This is a genomic window from Allobosea sp. BE125, from assembly GCF_031456075.1.
Taxonomy (GTDB): Bacteria; Pseudomonadota; Alphaproteobacteria; order Rhizobiales; family Beijerinckiaceae; genus Allobosea.
In genome coordinates, this window is the sequence record NZ_JAVDTY010000007.1 from 92,570 (window position 1) to 112,514 (window position 19,945).

A 19,945-nucleotide genomic window follows, 5' to 3' on the forward strand; every position below is an offset into this window, starting at 1 on the left:
CGTTTTAAAGGATTTTCTTCGGTTGAGGGCCTTTTCGACGGGTTGAGCCGGCGTCATCATGGGCCTAAAGAGCCTGCCACTAAAATTTTAAAGCCTGCCTCGTCTGCGCAACTGCGCGACGATCTCTGAATCGCGTATCTTTAAAACAGCGCTTTTGCCTTGAATGGCATGCCTCGGGAGTATCCAGTGGAAACCATTGGTCAGTTCAACGCAGCTCACGGCGCCGAGATATTCGGCTTCCGCAAGCTGAAATCCCTGTCCTGGAACCTGCAGGCGCCGCAGCTCTACGAGCAGGCCCTGAAACGCGGCGAAGCCGGGCTGGCCGCAGGTGGCGCGCTCTGCGCCGACACCGGCACGCATACCGGGCGCTCGCCCAAGGACAAGTTCGTCGTGCGCGACGCCACGACCGAAGGCACGGTCTGGTGGGAGAACAACGGCGCGATGTCGCCGGAGCATTTCGAGGCGCTGCTGGCCGATTTCCTCAAGCATGCCGAGGGCAAGGAGCTCTTCGCGCAGGATCTCTATGGCGGCGCCGACCCGGTGCACCGCGTCAAGGCGCGCGTCTTCACCGAATTCGCCTGGCATTCGCTGTTCATCCGCAACCTCTTGATCCGCCCCGAGCTCGAGGAGCTCGCCGGCTACGTGCCGGAGCTGACCATCGTCGATCTGCCGAGCTTCAAGGCCGATCCCAAGCGCCATGGTTGCCGCAGCGAGACCGTGATCGCGATCGATTTCACCCGCAAGATCGTGCTGATCGGCGGCTCGGCCTATGCCGGCGAGATGAAGAAGTCGGTCTTCACCTATCTGAACTACACGCTGCCGGCCAAGGGCGTCGTGCCGATGCATTGCTCGGCCAATGTCGGCTCCAAGGACGATTCGGCGATCTTCTTCGGCCTGTCCGGCACCGGCAAGACCACGCTTTCGGCCGATCCCGACCGCACGCTGATCGGCGATGACGAGCATGGCTGGTCGAAGAACGGCATCTTCAATTTCGAGGGCGGCTGCTACGCCAAGACGATCAAGCTCTCGGCCGAGGCCGAGCCGCAGATCTTCGCCGCGTCCCAGCGTTTCGGCACGGTGCTGGAAAATGTCGTGCTCGACCCCTTCACCCGCGTCGTCGATTTCGACGATCAGAGCAAGACCGAGAACACCCGCTCGGCCTATCCGCTCGACTTCATCCCCAACGCCTCACGCACCGGCCGCGCCGGCGTGCCGAAGAACATCGTTATGCTGACGGCGGACGCCTTCGGCGTGATGCCGCCGATCGCCAAGCTGACGCCGGCGGAGGCGATGTACCACTTCCTCTCCGGCTACACCGCCAAGGTCGCCGGCACCGAGCGCGGCCTCACCGGCGTCGAGCCGGAATTCTCGACCTGCTTCGGCTCGCCCTTCCTGCCGCGCCACCCCTCGGAATACGCCAATCTGCTGCGTGATTTCATTGCCAAGCACCATGTCGATTGCTGGCTGGTCAACACCGGCTGGACCGGCGGTAAATACGGCGTCGGCCGGCGCATGCCGATCCGCGTCACCCGCCGCCTGCTGACCTCGGCGCTGGACGGCTCGCTCAACCGCGCCGATTTCCGCCGCGACCCCTATTTCGGCTTCGCGGTGCCGACCTCGGTGCCCGGCGTCGAGCCGCACATCCTCTATCCGGTCAAGACCTGGCAGGATAAGGCCGAATTCGCCGAGACGGCCAAGCGGCTGGTCGGGATGTTCCGCGAGAACTTCAAGCGCTTCGAGGGCCATGTCGACGATGCGGTCAAGGCCGCGGCGCCGGTGAATTCCTTGGCGGCGTGAGCGCCTCCGGCTTCATCTGTGATATGGGAAGGCGGCGATGAGCCGCCTTCTTCTTGTCACTGCCCAACTCCTGACCACACTGATCGTCCTCAGTGCGACGGCATGGGGCTCGGGCCTCCTGCTGTTTCGCCTGAGCGGTACGCTCGCGACGCTGGCCGCCATCGGCTTCGGCCTTGCCGGTCTTGCTGGTGCGATCGGGATCTGGACCGGCGCGGCGCGCCTGACCCTCTCCTTCGCGGTGCTGTTCCTCGGCCTGCTCGGCTGGTGGAACGGCTTGGCGCCGTCGCACGACCGGGACTGGATTCCCGAACTCGCCAAGCTGCCGCAGATCACGCGCGAGGGTGAGACGATCACCGTCGGCAACCTGCGCGATTTCCGCTGGCGCACGGAAGCCGATTACGACCAGCGCTGGGAGACGCGCAGCTACGATCTCACCAGGATCGAGGGCGCGGACCTGTTCCTGTCCTATTGGTCGGGCGAGGCGATCGCCCATCTCCTGGTCAGCTTCACCTTCAAGGATTCGGTGCCGCTGACCTTCTCGATCGAGGTCAGGCGCGAGAAGGGCGAGGAGTGGTCCTCGCTCGCCGGCTTCTTCCGCACCTATGAGATGGCCTATGTCGCCGCCGATGAGCGCGACATCGTCGGCCTGCGCAGCCATGCCCGCAAGGAGGATGTCCGCCTGTTCCGGCTGGCCGCCACGCCGAGCCAGGCTCGCGACGTGCTCCTGGCCTATGTCGCCGACGTCAACCGGCTGGCTTCGAGTCCGCGCTGGTACAATACGCTGACCACGAACTGCACGACGGTGGTCTACCATCTCGTCGGCTCTGTCGCGCCGGGCTGGACTTTTTCGCTGCCGCTCGATCCCCGCGTGCTGCTCTCGGGTTATCTGCCGGGTTATCTGCAGCGCATCGGCGCGGTCAGGACCGACATTCCGCTCGACGAACTGGTTCGGCAGGGGCGGATCAGCGAGCGGGCGCGGACCCTGTCGCTCGACGATCCGGAGTTTTCGAAAAAGATCCGCGAAGGCGTGCCGGCCGGGCGGCCATAGGCCTGGAGCATTTTCGAGCGAAGTGGACACCGGTTCGCGTGAAGAAAATGCGATAAACAAAGAGATAGAGTATTTCCGCGCTTCGGAGAAACGCGGAAATACTCGAGAGGCGCGCCGTCATGCTCGGGTGTGACCCGAGCATCTCTTGCCGGAGTTTCCCACGGTTTGCGCGGAGTTTGCCCTTGGGACGATCGGAGATCGGACCCGAGGGCTGCGCCTGAGAACGACGGAAAGAGGTCTCACCTGTTCTGGAAGTCGGGCTTCCGCTTCTCGATGAAGGCCGCCATGCCCTCCTTCTGGTCCTGCGTCGCGAAGAGCGAGGAGAACACCCGGCGCTCGAAGCGCAGGCCTTCGCTCAGCGTGGCCTCGAAGGCGCGGTTGACGGCCTCCTTCGCCATCACCACCGAAGGAAGCGACTTGGCAGCGATACTGTCGGCCGCCTTCATCGTCTCGGCCATGAGATCGGCCAACGGCACGATGCGGGCGACGAGGCCGGCGCGCTCGGCCTCGTTCACGTCCATCATCCGCCCGGTCAGGATGAGATCCATGGCTTTCGACTTGCCGATCGCCCTGGTCAGGCGCTGCGTGCCGCCGGCTCCGGGAATGACCCCGAGATTGATCTCGGGCTGGCCGAATTTGGCGTTGTCGGCGGCGATGATGAAGTCGCACATCATGGCGAGCTCGCAGCCACCGCCGAGCGCAAAGCCCGCAACCGCCGCGATGATCGGCTTGTGGCGCTGGCCGATGCGGTCCCAATCCGCGAATTTGTCGTCGAGATAGGTCCCGGGGAAGGTCCGGCCCTGCATCTCCTTGATGTCGGCGCCGGCGGCAAAGGCCTTCTCCGAGCCGGTCAAGACGATGCAGCCGATATTGCCGTCCTTCTCGAAGCCGTCGATGGCCGCGTTGACCTCATCGATAAGCTGGCCGTTCAGCGCGTTCAGCGCCTGCGGCCGGTTCAGCGTGACGACGCCGACCTTGCCCTTCACCTCGACGAGAATGGTCTCATAAGCCATGGCGGCCTCCCGGATGCTTCGTTGGGCCACGTTTAGCGGGCGGGAGGAGCGCGGTCCATGCGAGGGAGCGCACGCCGAGATGGGCGCTCCCGTGACCAGGCCTTGCCGTCGCGGGCCCGATCACCTTCACTCGTTCCATCTTGCACTTGTCCCGTCTTGCAGGAGGAGGGCGCCCCATGACCGAGCCCGTTACCGGCCGCTGCTTCTGCGGCTCCATACGCTTCCGCTTCAATCAGCCGCCGGTGGCCAAGCGAGCCTGCTGGTGCCGCGACTGCCAGTATCTCTCGGCCGGCAACGCCTCGATCAACCTGATCTTCCCGCTCGCGAGCCGCGAACTGGAGGGCGAGGTCCGCGACTATGTCAGCCTCTCCGACGGCGGCAACACGATGCGCCGCAGCTTCTGCCCGCATTGCGGCACGCCATTGTTCAGCGCCTCGTCATCGCGACCGGAGATGGTCGTGGTGCGCGCCGGTGCGCTCGACGACCGCGAGCTCGGCAAGCCAGAGGGTTTCATCTGGACCGCGTCTGCACCGTCCTGGGGCCTGACCGACACCGATGTGCCGTCCTGTCCGAACCAGCCGCCTCCGGTTGCCGCCCGCTGATCAGCGCGGTGGCTGGCAGCTTTCGCAATAGAAGGTCGAGCGGCCCGACTGCACCAGCCGCCTGACCATGGAACCGCAACCCGGCGTCACGCAGACCTCGCCCTCGCGGTCATAGACCCGAAACCGATGCTGGAAATAGCCGAGCGAGCCATCGGCATGGGCGAAGTCGCGCAAAGTCGAGCCGCCGGAGATGATCGCCTCTTCCAGCACCTCGCGGATGATCTGGGCCAGCGCATGCGCCACCGGGCGCGGACGGCCCGTTGCGGTCGCGATCGAACCGGCCTCGGCTTCGGGGTGGAGCCCGGCACGGAACAGCGCCTCGCAGACATAGATGTTGCCCAGCCCCGCGACGAGGCGCTGGTCGAGCAGGGCCGCCTTCAGCGGCGCGAATTTCCCCGCGAAAAGCTTCGCCAGCGTCTCGCCGGAGAGTTCGTTCCCCAGCGGCTCGATGCCCATGCCGGCGAAATGTCTGGAGGCGGCGAGATCGGCGCGCGGCACGAGATCCATGAAGCCGAAGCGGCGGACATCATTATAGGTGACACGCGCGCCGGAGCCGAGATGGAAGACGACATGGTCGTGCTGCAGGTGCCGGCCGATCTCGTTGTAATAGGCGCCGGGCTCGGTCGGCGGCGTGCCAGGCGCCTCCACCACGAAGCGCCCGCTCATGCCCAGATGCATGATCAGCGCCTGGCCGTCATCGAGATCGACGATCAGATATTTGGCGCGCCGCGACAGGGCCTCGACCTTGCGGCCGGTCAGGCGTGCGACGAAGCGATCGGGCAGGGGGAAACGCAGATCGGGCCGGTTCTGCTCGACGCGCGCGAAAACCTGCCCCAGCATGGCGGGCTCCAGCCCACGACGAACGGTTTCGACCTCGGGAAGTTCGGGCATTCCAGTCCACTCTCAAGCCTGCGTCGAGACGGGCCGCGACAAGCCCCGCTCGTTTCGCTATTCATCGCCTCACCAGAACACAAGAGCAGCCCGCGCCGTGACAGCAGCCTCCGACACCACTCATTTCGGCTTTGAGACCGTGCCGCTCGTCGAGAAGCAGGCCAAGGTCGACGACGTCTTCCACAAGGTCGCCAGCCGCTACGATCTGATGAACGATCTGATGTCGGCGGGCCTGCACCGGCTCTGGAAGGATGCGCTGATCACGACGCTGAAGCCAGCGAAGGACCGGCCTTTCCACCATCTCGACGTGGCCGGCGGCACCGGCGACGTCGCCTTCCAGGTGCTCGCGGCCGGCGGGCCGCAGACCGATGTCACCGTGCTCGACATCAATGCTGAGATGCTGAGCGTTGGCCGCGACCGGGCGCAGAAGCGTTTTCCCGATGACGATCGCATCCGCTTCGTCCAGGGCAATGCCGAGGCGCTCGGCCTGCCCGACAACCATTTCGACGCCTATACGATCGCCTTCGGCATCCGGAACGTGCCGCGCATCGACAAGGCGCTGTCCGAGGCTTTTCGCGTGCTCAAGCGCGGCGGGCGGTTCCTCTGCCTCGAATTCAGCCATGTCGACGTGCCGCTGCTCGACAAGGTCTACGAGGCCTATTCCTTCAATGTCATCCCGCCGATGGGGCGGATGGTGACGGGCGAGGCCGAGCCCTACCAGTATCTCGTCGAATCGATCCGCAAATTCCCCAAACCCCAGGCCTTCGCCGGCATGATCGAGGATGCCGGCTTCCGGCGGGCGAAGTTCACGCCGATGACCGGCGGGGTCGTGGCGCTGCATTCCGGCTGGAAGCTGTGAGGATGCAGCTCCCGTCATGGTCGGCCTTGTGCCGGCCATCCACGTCTTGCGACGCGGATTCTTGCGACGCGGCTGAAGGGAAGACGTGGGTGCTCGGGACAAGCCCGAGCCCGACGTCGAGGTTCGCGCGCGCATGATCACCGCCATCGCCCATCTCGCCCGTTCCGCGCGGGTCGGCTTCGTGCTGGCCCGCGAAGGCGCGCTGGCCCTCGTCGATCCCTCGGTCCTGCCGCCTTTGGCGCGCGCGGCGATCCGGCTCGGGCGCTTGATCGAACGCAAGGGCGCCGGCTCCTCGGCGACGCGGCTCGCAGCGGCGCTGACGCGGCTTGGACCGTCCTATGTCAAATTTGGCCAGTTCCTGGCGACACGGCCCGATGTCGTCGGCATGAAGATCGCCGAGGATCTCTCGGCCCTGCAGGATCGGATGGCCCCGTTCCCGATGGAACAGGCGCGCGCCGCGATCGAGGCCGCCCATGGCCAGCCGGTCGAGGCGATCTTCGCCGAATTCGGGCCGCCCGTCGCCGCCGCCTCGATCGCGCAGGTGCATCGCGCCCGGCTGAAGGATGGCTCGGAGGTCGCGGTCAAGGTGCTGCGGCCCGGCATCCGCGACCGTTTCCACCGCGACCTCGCCGCGATGCGCTTCGGCGCGGAGATGGCCGAACGCCGCTCCGCCGAGGCGCGCCGCCTGCGCATGTCGGGCGTGGTCGAGACGTTGGCGCGCTCGGTGACGATGGAGATGGATCTCAGGCTGGAGGCCGCCGCCCTCTCCGAATTTGCCGAGAACACCAAGGACGATGCCGATTTCCGCGTGCCGACGCCGGATTGGCAGCTCACCGCGCGCGAAATGCTGGTCGATGAATGGATCGACGGCATCCGGCTCTCCGACATCGAAGGGTTGCGGGCCGCCGGACATGATCTCCAGGTGCTCAGCCGCACCGTCATCCAGTCCTTCCTGAAGCATGCGATCCGCGACGGCTTCTTCCATGCCGACATGCATCCGGGGAATCTGTTCGTCGACTCGGCAGGGCGGCTGGTCGCCGTGGATGGCGGCATCATGGGCCGGCTTGGACTGAAGGAACGGCGCTTCCTTGCCGAGATCCTGCTCGGCTTCATCACCCGCGACTATACCCGCGTGGCGGAAGTGCATTTCGAGGCCGGCTATGTGCCGGGCCACCACGCCGTCGCGGATTTCGCCCAGGCGATCCGTGCGGTCGGCGAGCCGATCCACGACAAGAGCGCCGACCAGATCTCGATGGCGAAGGTCCTGACCCTGCTCTTCGAGATCACCGGCCTGTTCGACATGGTGACGCGCACCGAACTCGTGATGCTGCAGAAGACCATGGTGGTGGTCGAAGGGGTGGCGCGCACGCTCGATCCGCATCTCGACATGTGGACGACGGCCGAGCCCGTGGTGCGCGACTGGATTACTCGCAATCTCGGGCCGCTGGGCAAGATCGAGGATGTCGGGCGCGGGGCGCGCTCGCTCGCCTTCAGCCTCGCCAGCCTGCCCGAGACGGTCGGCCGGGCCGAGCGCGTGCTCGGCCAGCTCGAAAACGCCTCGCGGCACGGCTTCACGCTGGATGAGCGCAGCATCGAGGCGATCGGCCGGGCCGAAGCCCAGCGCAACCGCTGGGGCAATTGGGCGCTCTGGTTGATCGCGGCCCTGATCGCCTATGCGGTGCTGGGGTAGGGCCTACCGCAGGCCCAGCCGTCGCCGTCATGCTCGGGCTTGTCCCGAGCGCCCACGACTTGTCTTCATCGAGCGTCTTGGCTTCATCGAGGTCACCAGACGTGGATGGCCGGCACAAGGCCGACCATGACGGAGAGGCGGAGCAGATCGCTTAGGCCGACACACAGGCCTGCGCCGGCTCGGCGCTGATCATCCAATGCGTGCCGAAACGATCCTGCAGCATGCCGAAGCGCGGCGCCCAGAAGGTCTCCTCCAGCGGCATCTTGATGCGCGCGCCCTCGGACAGCGCTGCGAAGATGCGCTCGGCTTCGGCGATCTCCTTGACGCTGACGCAAACCGAGACGCTCTGCATCGGTCCCTCGCTGCGATCAGGCGGAGCGTCTGACGCCATCAGCATCTGCCCGCCGTCGAGCTGGAGGCAGGCATGCATGATCTTGGGAACCCAGTCGGGGGCGACCTGGCCCTCGGCCGGCGTGCCTTTGTGGCTCATCATGGCGATGATCTTGCCACTGAGGATCTTTTCATAGGCGGTGAAGGCTTCCTCGCAATTGCCGGGGAAGAAGAGATAGGGGGCGATCTTCATGAGACCTGTCCTCGCATCGTGAGGGGATAAGGCCGGGCTCACCCGGTCCGGCGGTAATGGGCGGTCATGAACTCGGTCCAGCCGCCGTTTCCATCGGGCACGGACGAGGTCAGGATGCGGTGATCGGGGCTGACGATGGTCATGATGTCGCGATAGGCCGAGAGCGAGCCGTCACCGCTCATGCTGGGCCCCTCGCTGTCCAGCAACAGGGCCGTTCCGGTTTCGTCGAGGGCTCCGTCATAGAGCCATTGATGCGTCATCATCGAACCGATGAAGCTGCCGACGAAGCGGCCCTTGGCCGGGTCGAAGCCGAGCGTCATCAATGTCCTCCCGGTGCTGCCGTCGGGCATCTCGCCCTGGCCTTCGCCGAGCGTCCAGAGCCCGCCCAGCGATCGCACGCTTTCCTTGCCCTTGAACTTCTGGCGTGGCTGGTCGGGGCCCATGGAGCAATCCATTTCCGAGCTCCACTCGCCGACGAGCTCCGCGAGCCACTCATGCTCTTTCTGGGGTTCTGCTTTCATAGGGTGCCTCCTCTCCAGTTTTTTGGCTTGGGTTTTTGGCTTGGGTTTTCTCGATTTGCGGTCAGGCGGGGCGCTCGGCCTGCGCCTTGAGGCTGGCGAGGCCGGCCTCGAAATCGCCGCCGACCATCCGGTCCATGTTGAAGAAGACATGGATGATCTTGGCGAAGAACGGGGTCGGCCCCGTCATCGTCCAGGTCACATTCGTTGCAGGACCTTGCGGCTGCAGCGCGAATACGGCGGCGTTATGGGCCTCGAAGGGCTTGATGAAGTCGAGCTTGAGCCCGACCTTGCTCGACGGCTCGGCCGTGACGATTTCCATGCTGCCTTCGCCGACATTCTTGTCGCCGGCCCAGGCATAGATCGCCCCCTTGCCGGTCTCGGCCCCGCTGAAGCTGCGCTTCAGGTTGGGATCCTTCTTCTCCCAGGGCGACCAGGCGCCCCAGGCCCTGAAATCCGCGATCAGCGGGTAGATGCGCTCGGGCGGCGCATTGATGGCGATGGCGCGCTGGACCTGGAAGGTGTCGGGCTTCATCGCGGCGAGGATCAGCACCACGACGATGCCGGTGGCGAGGATCGCCAGCAGGCTGAGCAGAACGGTCTTGAGCATAGGTTTTCCTCGTTTGACGCCGCCACGCGGCTCCTGCGCTTTGCTTCAACGTGTTTTCTTCACGCGAGCCGATGCACGCTTCGTTCGAAACCGCGTTACGGTTGAACGTCCTTTGCCGGCGCTGCCTGTATCTCGCGCAGCACCTCTTCCAATCGTCCCAGGCTCTGGTCCCAAAAACGGCTGTAGTGTTCCAGCCATTCCGAAACCTCGCGCAACGGGCCGGGATCGAGCCGGCAGGGCCGCCATTGCGCTTCGCGGCCGCGTGTGATCAGCCCGACCCGTTCCAGTACCTTGAGATGCTTGGAGACGGCCGGCAGGCTCATCGCGAAGGGCTCGGCCAGCTCCGTCACCGAGGTCTCGCCCAGCGACAGCCGCGCCAGGATGGCGCGCCGCGTCGGGTCGGCAAGGGCGGACAGGGTGAGGCTGAGCGGGTCGCTCGACATTGAATTAAACCGATGAGTTAATTAACTTGATGGTTCAGTAATGCCGTGCTGCCTCGCTGTCAAGCGGGCAGCGCCAGATCCTGGCCGGCCTGCATTGGACACGCCCCTGTTGTCAGCAGGGCAGCGGCGCAGCTAGAAGCTCGATCGAACGAGAGGTACGTTCGCTCCATGACATTCGAGACCGCCGCCACGCCAGACGCCGCCGTCGACCGGCTGGAGCTGCTCTATGCGGACGCGAAGGCGGCGTTGCGCGGCGACCTGCAGCGTTTCTTCGATACGGGCGAGGCGCCGACGCCAGACGAGCGCGCGCGCTATCGCTACCCGCTGCTGCGCGTCACCTACGAGCCCTCGAAGCTGCCCGCCGCGACGCGGCGCGGTTTTGCCAAATTCGCAGCGCCCGGCATCTATTCGACCACGGTGACGCAGCCGGCCGAATTCCGCACCTATCTGCTCGACCAATTGCAGCCGCTCGTCGGGGAATATGGCGCGACGATCGAGACCGGCGTGAGCCATCAGGAGATCCCCTACCCCTATGCGCTCGAAGGCGGCGATGAGCTCGGGCGTGGCAAGGTCACCGCCGCCGAGCTCGCGCGGCATTTCCCGACGCCGCTGCTCTCGCTGGTCGGCGACGAGATCGCCGACGGCACCTTCGACATCGTCGAGGGCGAGCCGCGGCCGCTCTCGCTGTTCGATGCGGTGCGGGTCGACTACTCGCTGCGGCGGCTGGTGCACTACACCGGCACCGATTGGCGCGCCGTGCAGCCCTGGGTGCTGCTGACCAACTACCACCGCTATGTCGACCAGTTCGTGCGGCTGGCGCTGGCCGAGATCGAAGCCGGCACGGCCGAGACCCTGGTGACGCCGGGCGGTGTCCGGATCGAGCGCGACGGCATCGATGTTTCGGCGGCCGAGCGGGTGATGTCGGCGCCCTGGCATCGCTTCCAGATGCCGGCCTATCATTTGATCCGCAGCAAGGGCGACGGCGTGACGCTGGTCAATATCGGCGTCGGCCCCTCCAATGCCAAGAACATCACCGACCATCTCGCGGTGCTCAGGCCCAATTGCTGGCTGATGGTCGGCCATTGCGGCGGCCTGCGCCAGACGCAGATCATCGGCGACTATGTCCTGGCCCATGCCTATCTCAGGCAGGACGGCATCCTTGACGAGCTGGTGCCGCCCGACATCCCGATCCCGGCCCTGGCCGAAGTCCAGGTCGCCTTGCAGCAGGCGGCGGCCGAAGTCACGGGCGAGCGCGGCGACCGCTTGAAGAACCGCCTGCGCACCGGCACCGTCGTGACGCAGGACGACCGCAACTGGGAACTGCGTTGGACCAAGGAGCGCCGCCGCATCAACCTCTCTCGCGCCATCGCGGTCGACATGGAATCGGGCACGATCGCCGCGCAAGGCTACCGCCTGCGCGTGCCCTACGGCACCTTGCTCTGCGTCTCCGACAAGCCTCTGCATGGCGAGATCAAATTGCCCGGCGCGGCGAACGCCTTCTATGAGCGCGCCGTCGGCGAGCATCTCAAGATCGGGCTCGCGGCGCTGGAGAAGCTCAAGGAAGCGGGCTCGACCATCCACTCGCGCAAGCTCAGGAGCTTCGACGAGCCGCCGTTTCGGTGAGGGAGACCAGCCGTCGTTCTCGGGCGTAGCCCTGAGAACCTCTGGCAAGAGATGCTTGGGTCTGCGCCCGAGCATGACGCCAAGGCGCCCCGCCCCATGACAGCCCCGCCCACTGGATGCTAGGTGAAGGGCATCCCGGCTCAGGAACCTCCGCCCTTGTCCGCATCCCGCTCCGTTCTCCTGATCATCGGCGGCGGCATCGCCGCCTATAAATGCCTGGAGCTGATCCGGCGCTTGAAGGATCACGGCATCGCCTCGCGCTGCATCCTGACCAAGGCGGGTGAGGAGTTCGTCACGCCGCTCTCCGTCTCGTCGCTGGCCGGCGAGCGCTGCTTCAGCGATCTGTTCTCGCTGACCGACGAGGCCGATATCGGCCATATCGCGCTGTCGCGCTCGACCGACCTGATCGTCGTCGCGCCCGCGACCGCCGATCTCATCGCCAAGATGGCGACGGGGCTCGCCAATGACCTGGCCTCGACCGCGCTGCTCGCCACCGACAAGCGCATCCTGATCGCGCCCGCGATGAATCCCAGGATGTGGGAGCATCCGGCGACGCGGCGCAACATGGCGCAGCTCGAAAAGGATGGCGTGCTCGTCGTCGGGCCCAATTCCGGCGCCATGGCCGAGCGCGGCGAGAACGGGCCGGGCCGCATGGCCGAACCGCTCGAGATCCTGGCCGCGATCGAGCGCGCTTTGGGCGGCGACATGGCGGCACAACCGCGTGCGATCGGCTTCCTCGGGCGCACGCCGGGAGGCACGGCCATCGCGCAGAAGCCGCTCGCCGGGAAGCATGTGCTCGTCACCTCGGGCCCGACGCATGAGCCGATCGACCCGGTGCGCTACATCGCCAACCGCTCTTCGGGCAAGCAGGGTCACGCGATCGCGGCCGCGGCCGCGGCCGCTGGCGCCAGCGTGACGCTGATTTCCGGCCCCGTCGGCCTGCCCGACCCCGACGGCGTCACTACGATCCATGTCGAATCCGCCCGCGAGATGCTGGCGGCGACGGAGGCGGCGCTACCCGCCGACATCGCGGTCTTCGCGGCAGCCGTCGCCGATTGGCGCGTCGCGGACGCAGCGCCGGAGAAGATGAAGAAGGGCACCAGTGGGACGCCGGCCCTGGCGCTGGTCGAGAACCCCGACATCCTGGCGACCGTCGCTCACCGCAAGACCGGCCGGCCGGCGCTCGTCGTCGGCTTCGCGGCGGAGACCGAAAACGTCATCGACTATGCCCGCGCCAAGCTCGCCAAGAAGGGCTGCGACCTGATCGTCGCCAATGATGTCGGCGGCACCGGCGTGATGGGCGGCGATTCCAACACCGTCCATCTCGTCACCCGCGACGGCGTCGAGACCTGGCCGACCCTCGCGAAGGAGGAGGTCGCGAGCCGCCTGATCGCGCATCTCGCCGGGCTGACGGGCATCTCGAAGGCGGGAGCCTAGGCATGGTCACGATCCCCGTACGCCGCGTCGGGCATGGCGCCGAGCTGCCGTTGCCAGTCTATGAAAGCGCGGGCGCCGCCGGGCTCGATCTGCGCGCTGCACTGGAAGAGGGGGGCATGCTCGTCATGGCTCCCGGCGAGCGCATCGCGGTTCCCACCGGCCTTGCCCTGCAATTGCCGGCCGGCTTCGAGGCGCAGGTGCGGCCGCGCTCGGGCTTAGCCTTCCGGAACGGCATCACGGTGCTGAATTCGCCGGGCACGGTCGACAGCGATTTTCGCGGTGAGGTCACGGCCATCCTGATCAATCTGGGCCAGGAGCCTTTCACGATCCGTCGTGGCGACCGCATCGCGCAATTGGTGATCGCGCCGGTCACGCAGGCCCAACTCGTCGAGACGACGGTTCTGGACGAAACCGCGCGCGGCGGCGGCGGCTTCGGCTCGACCGGCGTCTCGGACACGCCCAAATCGGACACCGGCAAGGGAGCTGTCGCGTGAACCTGCTCTCGCGCCGCAGCCTGCTCGCCATCGCGGCGGTCGTCGATATCGCCTTGCATGCGCGGCCCTCGCCGGTCGCGGCCAAAATGCTGGCGGCGCGGCATGATCTGCCGCCGCGCCATCTCGAGACGCTGCTGCAGGCGCTGGTCCGGGTCGGCATCCTGAAGGGCGTGCGCGGCCCGCGCGGCGGCTATGAGCTGGCGCGCGAGCGCCGTCGGATCACGGCCGGCGAGATCGCACGCGCGGCGATGCAGGAGGCTGGCGAGGACGGACTCGGGCCCTTGCCGCAATCGCGCCTGATCGACCTCGTGGTCGGCCCGCAGGTGGAACGAGCCTCGCAGGCCTTTCTCTCGACACTGGATGGAGTCACTGTCGAGGAGCTGTGCCAGCAGGCGGAGCGAGAAGCTGCCTTTGACGGGGCCAGCGCGACCACTGATTTCACAATCTGAATTTGTATATATTGTCTATCATCGACATGGACTGTGAATTGAATTAGCGTCGCCATCAATCACGATCATTCCCAGGAGGATCCCATGACCGAGGCAGTGCGCACGCTCCACCCCGCTCCGAGCAAGGCTCCAGGCCGCGGCCGGGTCTATGAGTCGATCACCGACACCATCGGCGACACCCCCTTGGTCAAGCTCAACCGCTTGCCGGCCGAGCGCGGCGTCAAGGCGACGATCCTGGCCAAGCTCGAATTCTTCAACCCGATCTCCAGCGTCAAGGACCGCATCGGCGTCAACATGGTCGATGCGCTGGAAGCCTCCGGTGCGTTGAAGCCGGGCGGCACGCTGATCGAGCCGACCTCGGGCAATACCGGCATCGCGCTCGCCTTTGTCGCCGCCGCGCGCGGCTATCGCCTGATCCTGGTGATGCCGGAGACGATGTCGCTGGAGCGCCGCAAGATGCTGGCGCTGCTCGGCGCCGAGCTCGTGCTGACGCCCGGCCCCGGTGGCATGCGCGGCGCTGTCGCCCGGGCCGAGGAGCTCAAGGCGGAAATTCCGGGCTCGATCATCCCGCAGCAATTCGAGAACCCGCATAATCCGGAAATCCATCGCAAGACGACCGCCGAGGAGATCTGGAACGACACTGACGGCAAGGTCGACATCTTCATCTCCGGCGTCGGCACGGGCGGCACCATCACCGGCGTCGGCCAGGTGCTCAAGGCGCGCAAACCCGGCGTGAAGATCATCGCGGTCGAGCCCGAGGATTCGCCGGTGCTGTCGGGCGGCGCGCCCGGCCCGCACAAGATCCAGGGCATCGGCGCCGGCTTCGTGCCGGGCATCCTTGACCGCTCGGTGATCGACGAGGTCGTCACCGTCGGCAATCAGACCTCCTTCGAGACGGCGCGCGCGCTTGCCAAGAGCGAGGGCATTCCCGCCGGCATCTCGTCGGGGGCAGCGGTGGCTGCGGCGCTCGAAGTCGGTGCGCGGCCGGAGAACGCCGGCAAGACCATCGTCGTGATCATCCCGTCCTTCGCCGAGCGTTATATTTCGAGCGCCTTGTTCGAGGGCCTGTGACGCCGGCCTCGATTCAGATCGTCCGCGTCGGCGCTGCGCTGCCGGACGGTTTCGAGGCCTTGCGGCAAGAGGCGGCCGGGGAGGATTACGCCTTCCTCGACCGGCTGACCGATGAGATTGCGCGCGGCGACTATGCCGGCGATGGCGACCTGCCTGTGCTCTTCGCAGCCTTTGCGGAGGGTGAATTGGCGGGGCTGGGCGGCCTCACGCCCGACCCTTACGATCCGGAACCGGATCTCGCCCGGCTGCGCCATGTCTATGTGCGGCCCGCTTGGCGCCGCCATGGCGTCGGGCGCGCCATCGCCGCGGCCCTGATCCAGCAGGGTTTTGCCGTGGCGGCGCGACTCTCCCTGCGCGCGGCCGACGACCGCGCCGCGGCCTTCTGGGATGCGGAAGGTTTCCGGCGCGATCTCAGCGGCGCAACGCGCACACATCTGCTGGAGCGTTAGAGCATTTTCGAGCGAAGTGGACCCCGGTTCGCGTGAAGAAAATGCGGTAAAACAAGGAGGTAGAGTATTTCCGCGATTCAGAGAAACGCGGAAATACTCTAGAGCCCGCCCAGCCTGTTAGCGGCGCAGCACGAGCCTGTTGCCCCAGGGATCGGCGATCGAGGGTCCCTTGGCATCCTCGCTGCCGCCGGCAGCCAGGATGTGCTGGCGCATCGCCTCGAAATCCCCGGCCTCGCGAGCCACCAATTCGAAGAAACCGAGCCCCGCTTCGCCCTCGCCGCGTGCGCCGGCGCCACGGCTGTTCCAGATGTTGCCGGCGATATGGTGGTGATAACCGCCGCTGGAGAGGAAGCTCGCGCCGGGATAGCGCACCATCAGCTCGAAGCCGAGCTTGCCGGCGTAGAAGGCCTCGGCCTCAGCCGTATCGCCGACGCGCAGATGGATATGGCCCATGCGCGTGCCGCTGGGCATGCCGGCATAGGGGCCAGCCTGGGCCTCGTTCAGCAGCGCCTGCAGATCGAGCCGCTCGGTCGCCATCTTGATCGCACCGTCGCGGCGCGGCCAGTCGGCGCGCGGGCGGTCGCGGTAGATCTCGATGCCGTTGCCCTCGGGATCCGACAGATAGAGCGCCTCGCTGACGAGATGGTCGGAGGCGCCTTCGAGCTTGATGCCCGCATTGGCGGCATGGCCCACCCAATCGGCCAGAGCGCCGCGCGAGGGCAGCAGGATGGCGAGGTGGAACAGCCCTGCCGGCGAGGTCGGGCGCGCCGCCCCTTCCTCCAGCCGCACCAGAACCTCGCCGTCGACGCCGAGCGTGGCGAGGCCGGGCTCCTGATGGATCAAGGCGAGGCCGATCGCGTCGCGGTAGAACGCCGTCAGCTTCGCCAGGTCGTGAACATGCAGCGCCACCGCGCCGATATGGAAGGGCGCATCCAGCGCTTCGAGCCGGACGGGCGAGGGGAATCTGGAATCCTGGACCGCGAGCATGGCAGCCTCCGAAAATGAGCCGGCCTTTACTGGCCGCGTGACCCGGAAGATGGCGATCTTCGCCCGCCTTGTCGCCCCTGGCGGTGGCAAGCTCATGATTGCAGCCGCGCAATCGCGGCAGGGTTCAGGACATAGGGCTCAGGGCTTGGTCGGGTCGCGCCGGTCGATCGCGAAATGCTGGAACCACGGCGCTTCCACCCCGCCGATCAGCGAGGCGAGCAGGCGCGAGGCGACGAAGCTGAAGGTGATGCCGTTGCCACCATAGCCATAGGCGGCGAGCATGCGCGCCTGCCCGGGCACCCGCCCGATCAAGGGCAACCCGTCCGAAGTCTGCCCGAAGGCGCCTGACCAGGCATGGCCAAGCGTCGCTTCGGCCTGCGGCAGGAGAGCCTTGAGCTTGCCGAGCAAGGCTTTCGTCTTCTGTGGCCCCAGCCGCTCGCGCAGCTCGGGATCCTCGGTCTTCTCATCCTCGCCGCCGAGCACGATGCGACCATCGGTCGTCGTGCGGCAGTAGATATAGTCCTGCGAAGCCTCCCAGATGAGCGCTGGGCCGGGCCAGAGCGCCGCCGGTGGCTGCGGCAGGGTTGCGATCGCCCAACTCGAGGCGGTTCGGTGCAGGTCGCTCGTCACGCAAGCGGGCATCACATAGCCCGTCGCGAGCACGACATGGCCGGCCTCAATGGTCCGGCCGCCAGCGAGCGTGACCGCGGCCGCTTGCGAGCTGCTCTCGAAGGCAACCGCCTCGTCCCGGATCAGGCGCGCGCCGCGCCCAGTGGCTCGCGCCAGCAAGGCGTGGCACAGGCTGAGCGGATCGGCCTCGGCGGAGCCCGGCGAGACGAGCGCGGCCGCCCGGTCGAAGCCGAAGGCGCCGAGCAGCGTCGCGTGGTCGAGCAGAGCGCCGGGAAGCCCGGCCCGCTCGCGCAGGATATGCTCGTCCCGAAGCTCGCGGGGGCCGACTTCGCCCGCCGCGAGATAGACCGTATCGCGTGGGATGAAGGCCGAGCCGAGTTCCAGCCGCGCGACCAATTCGCCCAGGCCGATAACGGCGCGGAAGCTGCGGCGATAGACATCGGCGGCGCGGTCGAAGCCGTAAAGCTCCGCCAGCCGGCGCAGCGGCAGGTCGATCTCCCATTGCAGCATGGCGGTGCTGGCAGCCGTGCTGCCGAAACCCTCCCGCTCGCGGTCGATCACGACGACCCTGTGGCCGAAGGCGGTGAGATGCTCCGCCACCATCGCGCCGGTAATGCCGCCGCCGACGATCGCGACATCGCACTGGATATCGGCCTCCAGCTCTTCGCTGGCTGGACGCGCCGGGCCGGCGAGCCATGGGCCGCGACCGCTGCGCAGATCGTCCTGGCGGGTGGTGTCGGGATCGAGCATCCGCCTCAATCCGCCGTCGGTTCGCCGACCGAATCGGCCATGGTCGCGCCGCGCTGGCCCAGCGGCTTTGGGTTGCCCATGGTGGTGTCGTGGGCGGTCTGGTGTTCGAGCTCGGCGTTGAACTCGGCCCCGGCGAGCACGATCACCGCCGAGAGCCAGAGCCAGGTCATGAACACCACGACCGTCGCAAGCGACCCATAGGTCGCAGTGTAGTTGCCGAGCGTTCCGACATACCAGGAAAAGGCCCAGGACGCTGCGGCCCAGAGCAAGGCCGCGCCGACCGCACCGGGCATCACCCAGGCGAAGCGCGCCGCGCGCCGGCTCGGGCCGATCCAGTAGAGACAGGCGATGGAGAGCATCGCGACGATGAGGAAGAACGGCCAGCGCACCAGGCGCAACAGCCGTTCCAGCTCATAGGCGAAGGGGAACAGCGCGGTCACGACAGGCACGGAGGCGATGACGATCAGCGCCGCCGCCAGCAGCACCACGCCGCTGATCGTCGTCATCAGCGACAGGGCGTTGAGTTTGAGGAAGCTGCGCTTCTCGCGCTCGCGATAGATGATGTTGAGGGCATCGAAAATCGCCTTCACGGCGGCGTTCGCGCTCCAGAAGGCGACGAGGACGCTGATCAGGACGGTGAACGACAGGGCCGAGGCGCTCTGCCCGGCAAGCCGCATGGCCTGCTCATGGATCAGGTCGCGGGCGGCCTGGGGGAAGACGACGGTGAGGCCGTCGAGCTGCTCGGCGATGGTCGAGGGATCGGTGAAGGAGCGGTAGATCGTCACCAGCAGCGAGAGCGCCGGCACCAGCGACAGCAAGGTGTAGAAGGCGACCGCTCCGGCCAGCGAGGCCAGGCGGTTGTCGGCGACATTGCTGAAAAAGCGCAGCAGCACGTCCTTCCAGCCGAGCCAGGTCATCTCCAGCGGCGAGGAGGCTGTGCGCCCGCGCGCGGCCTCCCGCGAGGCGCGTGCGAAGCGCCGCGACGCTGCGCCATAGGCATAGCCCAGAGCCACGGCCGCGCTGGCCAATCCGGCAATGCGTTTCAGGAAGGCCATCGGCTGATCGTCTCCACCGCCATGACGACAGCATAGCTGCAACAACGCAGCGCAACGCTTGTTCCGTATCAGCGCCGATGCGGCGGCTTAGGTGATTGTTAACCTTAACGCTTTCTTCTGTTCAAGGACCGGCGCGCGTGACGAACGCGCGGAAAGGCTCGGATGCTCCGGAAGGGCCGCACTGCAAGGTGCGGCGCCAGAGCCCTGAGTCCCAGATGTCGTTTGAGAGTTGAGATCGTGATGAGAACGCCGCTGAAATCCGCGCTGGCCGCCCTACTGATCCTGACCGGCGGCGCCGCCATGGCTGCCGACCTGTCCTCGGGCAAGCAATTGCCGCCCGCGCCGGCTTTGCCCAGCTTCTACTCCTGGACCGGCTTTTATCTCGGCGCGCAAGGCGGCTATTCCTGGGGTTCGGACAAGATCAGGCAGCTCTCCGCCACCGGGCTGGGCTATGCCGGCGCCTTCCGTGATACGCCCGGAAGCGCGCTCGGCGGCGGGCAGGCCGGCTTGAATGTCCAGTTCGACTCGATCGTGCTCGGCCTCGAAGGCGATCTCGAAGCCTTGCAGGAGCGCGGCAGCTTCGGTCTCGGACGCAGCCAGCGCGAATGGCAGGCCTCGCTGCGCGGCCGCATCGGCTACGCCTTCGACACCGTGATGATCTACGGCACGGGCGGCGCGGCCTTCACCGAATTCAATCTCCGGTCCTACGATCCCATCTCCGGCCTCGGCGGCAGCACGCAGGTTTCCAGGGCTGGCTGGACGCTCGGCGGCGGCGTCAACTACGCCTTGACCAGCAACCTCATCCTGGGCGCGGAATACCGCTACACCGATTACGGCAAGTTCGACCCCGCTGCCCGGAACACCGCGCTGGGCCTCGCCGGCGAGCAGGAGGCGAAGACGCACACCGTGCGGGCGAGCCTCGCCTACAAATTCTGAGCGGATGCTG

21 protein-coding genes are annotated in these 19,945 nt (G+C 66.6%); 12 read left to right on the plus strand and 9 right to left on the minus strand.

What is annotated here, in order from left to right; all coding sequences use genetic code 11:
• The first annotated feature begins 168 nt into the window (after positions 1-168).
• Together J2Y55_RS16785 and J2Y55_RS16790 are read left to right on the plus strand one after the other, a co-directional pair.
• Positions 169-1,797 carry a phosphoenolpyruvate carboxykinase gene (locus J2Y55_RS16785; protein ID WP_404978956.1) on the plus strand — a complete coding sequence of 543 codons (1,629 nt, stop codon included), beginning with the start codon at positions 169-171 and terminating at the stop codon, positions 1,795-1,797.
• Between the two features lie 37 nt (positions 1,798-1,834).
• Positions 1,835-2,845 (plus strand): Lnb N-terminal periplasmic domain-containing protein, encoded by a 1,011-nt coding sequence (locus tag J2Y55_RS16790; RefSeq protein ID WP_310155574.1) that lies wholly within the window; start codon positions 1,835-1,837, stop codon positions 2,843-2,845.
• A 239-nt stretch (positions 2,846-3,084) separates the two neighbouring features.
• Here J2Y55_RS16790 and J2Y55_RS16795 read toward each other — a convergent pair whose 3' ends face one another.
• Positions 3,085-3,858, minus strand: coding sequence for an enoyl-CoA hydratase (locus tag J2Y55_RS16795; protein WP_310155577.1), 774 nt, complete (start codon positions 3,856-3,858; stop codon positions 3,085-3,087).
• Positions 3,859-4,034: 176 nt separating this feature from the next.
• Here J2Y55_RS16795 and J2Y55_RS16800 point away from each other — a divergent pair, with 176 nt between their 5' ends.
• Positions 4,035-4,460 (plus strand): GFA family protein, encoded by a 426-nt coding sequence (locus J2Y55_RS16800; RefSeq protein ID WP_310155580.1) that lies wholly within the window; start codon positions 4,035-4,037, stop codon positions 4,458-4,460.
• On the opposite strand, the gene mutM is transcribed toward J2Y55_RS16800, so the two are convergent.
• Positions 4,461-5,351 (minus strand): bifunctional DNA-formamidopyrimidine glycosylase/DNA-(apurinic or apyrimidinic site) lyase, encoded by an 891-nt coding sequence (gene mutM / locus J2Y55_RS16805; RefSeq protein WP_310155583.1) that lies wholly within the window; start codon positions 5,349-5,351, stop codon positions 4,461-4,463.
• Between the two features lie 97 nt (positions 5,352-5,448).
• Between mutM and ubiE the strand changes: the two genes are divergently transcribed.
• Both ubiE and ubiB read left to right on the plus strand, forming a co-directional pair.
• Complete coding sequence (ubiE, locus tag J2Y55_RS16810; protein WP_310155586.1) at positions 5,449-6,210, plus strand: bifunctional demethylmenaquinone methyltransferase/2-methoxy-6-polyprenyl-1,4-benzoquinol methylase UbiE; 762 nt, start codon at positions 5,449-5,451, stop codon at positions 6,208-6,210.
• Between the two features lie 133 nt (positions 6,211-6,343).
• Positions 6,344-7,900 carry a 2-polyprenylphenol 6-hydroxylase gene (gene ubiB / locus J2Y55_RS16815; RefSeq protein WP_310156287.1) on the plus strand — a complete coding sequence of 519 codons (1,557 nt, stop codon included), beginning with the start codon at positions 6,344-6,346 and terminating at the stop codon, positions 7,898-7,900.
• A gap of 151 nt (positions 7,901-8,051) precedes the next feature.
• Here the strand turns inward: ubiB and J2Y55_RS16820 are convergent, their stop codons facing one another.
• The 4 genes from J2Y55_RS16820 to J2Y55_RS16835 form a co-directional block, all read right to left on the minus strand.
• Complete coding sequence (locus J2Y55_RS16820) at positions 8,052-8,483, minus strand: VOC family protein (RefSeq protein ID WP_310155590.1); 432 nt, start codon at positions 8,481-8,483, stop codon at positions 8,052-8,054.
• Between the two features lie 38 nt (positions 8,484-8,521).
• Positions 8,522-9,004, minus strand: a complete 483-nt coding sequence (locus J2Y55_RS16825; protein WP_310155594.1) for a DUF1579 domain-containing protein — start codon at positions 9,002-9,004, stop codon at positions 8,522-8,524.
• A gap of 61 nt (positions 9,005-9,065) precedes the next feature.
• Positions 9,066-9,611, minus strand: coding sequence for an SRPBCC family protein (locus tag J2Y55_RS16830; RefSeq protein ID WP_310155597.1), 546 nt, complete (start codon positions 9,609-9,611; stop codon positions 9,066-9,068).
• Positions 9,612-9,706: 95 nt separating this feature from the next.
• Positions 9,707-10,054, minus strand: a complete 348-nt coding sequence (locus J2Y55_RS16835; protein ID WP_310155600.1) for an ArsR/SmtB family transcription factor — start codon at positions 10,052-10,054, stop codon at positions 9,707-9,709.
• Between the two features lie 168 nt (positions 10,055-10,222).
• On the opposite strand from J2Y55_RS16835, the gene J2Y55_RS16840 reads away from it, so the two are divergent.
• From J2Y55_RS16840 to J2Y55_RS16865, 6 genes are all read left to right on the plus strand, one after another.
• Positions 10,223-11,677, plus strand: a complete 1,455-nt coding sequence (locus tag J2Y55_RS16840; protein ID WP_310155604.1) for an AMP nucleosidase — start codon at positions 10,223-10,225, stop codon at positions 11,675-11,677.
• A 156-nt stretch (positions 11,678-11,833) separates the two neighbouring features.
• Positions 11,834-13,114: a phosphopantothenoylcysteine decarboxylase domain-containing protein gene (locus tag J2Y55_RS16845; RefSeq protein ID WP_310155607.1), complete on the plus strand. Its 1,281-nt coding sequence runs from the start codon at positions 11,834-11,836 to the stop codon at positions 13,112-13,114.
• Between the two features lie 2 nt (positions 13,115-13,116).
• On the plus strand, positions 13,117-13,608 hold the full coding sequence (gene dut, locus J2Y55_RS16850; RefSeq protein WP_310155610.1) for a dUTP diphosphatase: 492 nt from the start codon (positions 13,117-13,119) through the stop codon (positions 13,606-13,608).
• Positions 13,605-14,057, plus strand: a complete 453-nt coding sequence (locus J2Y55_RS16855; protein WP_310155613.1) for an RrF2 family transcriptional regulator — start codon at positions 13,605-13,607, stop codon at positions 14,055-14,057. The genes dut and J2Y55_RS16855 overlap by 4 nt, the downstream gene beginning before the upstream one ends.
• Before the next feature lie 84 nt (positions 14,058-14,141).
• A complete protein-coding gene (cysK, locus tag J2Y55_RS16860; RefSeq protein ID WP_310155616.1) occupies positions 14,142-15,128 on the plus strand; it encodes a cysteine synthase A in 987 nt (328 codons plus the stop codon).
• Positions 15,125-15,577 (plus strand): GNAT family N-acetyltransferase, encoded by a 453-nt coding sequence (locus J2Y55_RS16865; protein ID WP_310155619.1) that lies wholly within the window; start codon positions 15,125-15,127, stop codon positions 15,575-15,577. The genes cysK and J2Y55_RS16865 overlap by 4 nt, the downstream gene beginning before the upstream one ends.
• A gap of 117 nt (positions 15,578-15,694) precedes the next feature.
• On the opposite strand, the gene J2Y55_RS16870 is transcribed toward J2Y55_RS16865, so the two are convergent.
• The 3 genes from J2Y55_RS16870 to J2Y55_RS16880 form a co-directional block, all read right to left on the minus strand.
• Entirely contained in the window at positions 15,695-16,564 is an 870-nt protein-coding gene (locus tag J2Y55_RS16870; protein ID WP_310155622.1) for a VOC family protein, read from the minus strand.
• Between the two features lie 138 nt (positions 16,565-16,702).
• On the minus strand, positions 16,703-17,944 hold the full coding sequence (locus J2Y55_RS16875; protein ID WP_310155625.1) for an NAD(P)/FAD-dependent oxidoreductase: 1,242 nt from the start codon (positions 17,942-17,944) through the stop codon (positions 16,703-16,705).
• 5 nt (positions 17,945-17,949) lie between these two features.
• Positions 17,950-18,999: a YihY/virulence factor BrkB family protein gene (locus J2Y55_RS16880; protein ID WP_310155629.1), complete on the minus strand. Its 1,050-nt coding sequence runs from the start codon at positions 18,997-18,999 to the stop codon at positions 17,950-17,952.
• A gap of 240 nt (positions 19,000-19,239) precedes the next feature.
• On the opposite strand from J2Y55_RS16880, the gene J2Y55_RS16885 reads away from it, so the two are divergent.
• The gene (locus J2Y55_RS16885) at positions 19,240-19,935 is read left to right on the plus strand and encodes an outer membrane protein (protein WP_310155634.1); all 696 of its coding nucleotides are present in this window, start codon (positions 19,240-19,242) and stop codon (positions 19,933-19,935) included.
• Positions 19,936-19,945: the final 10 nt, after the last annotated feature.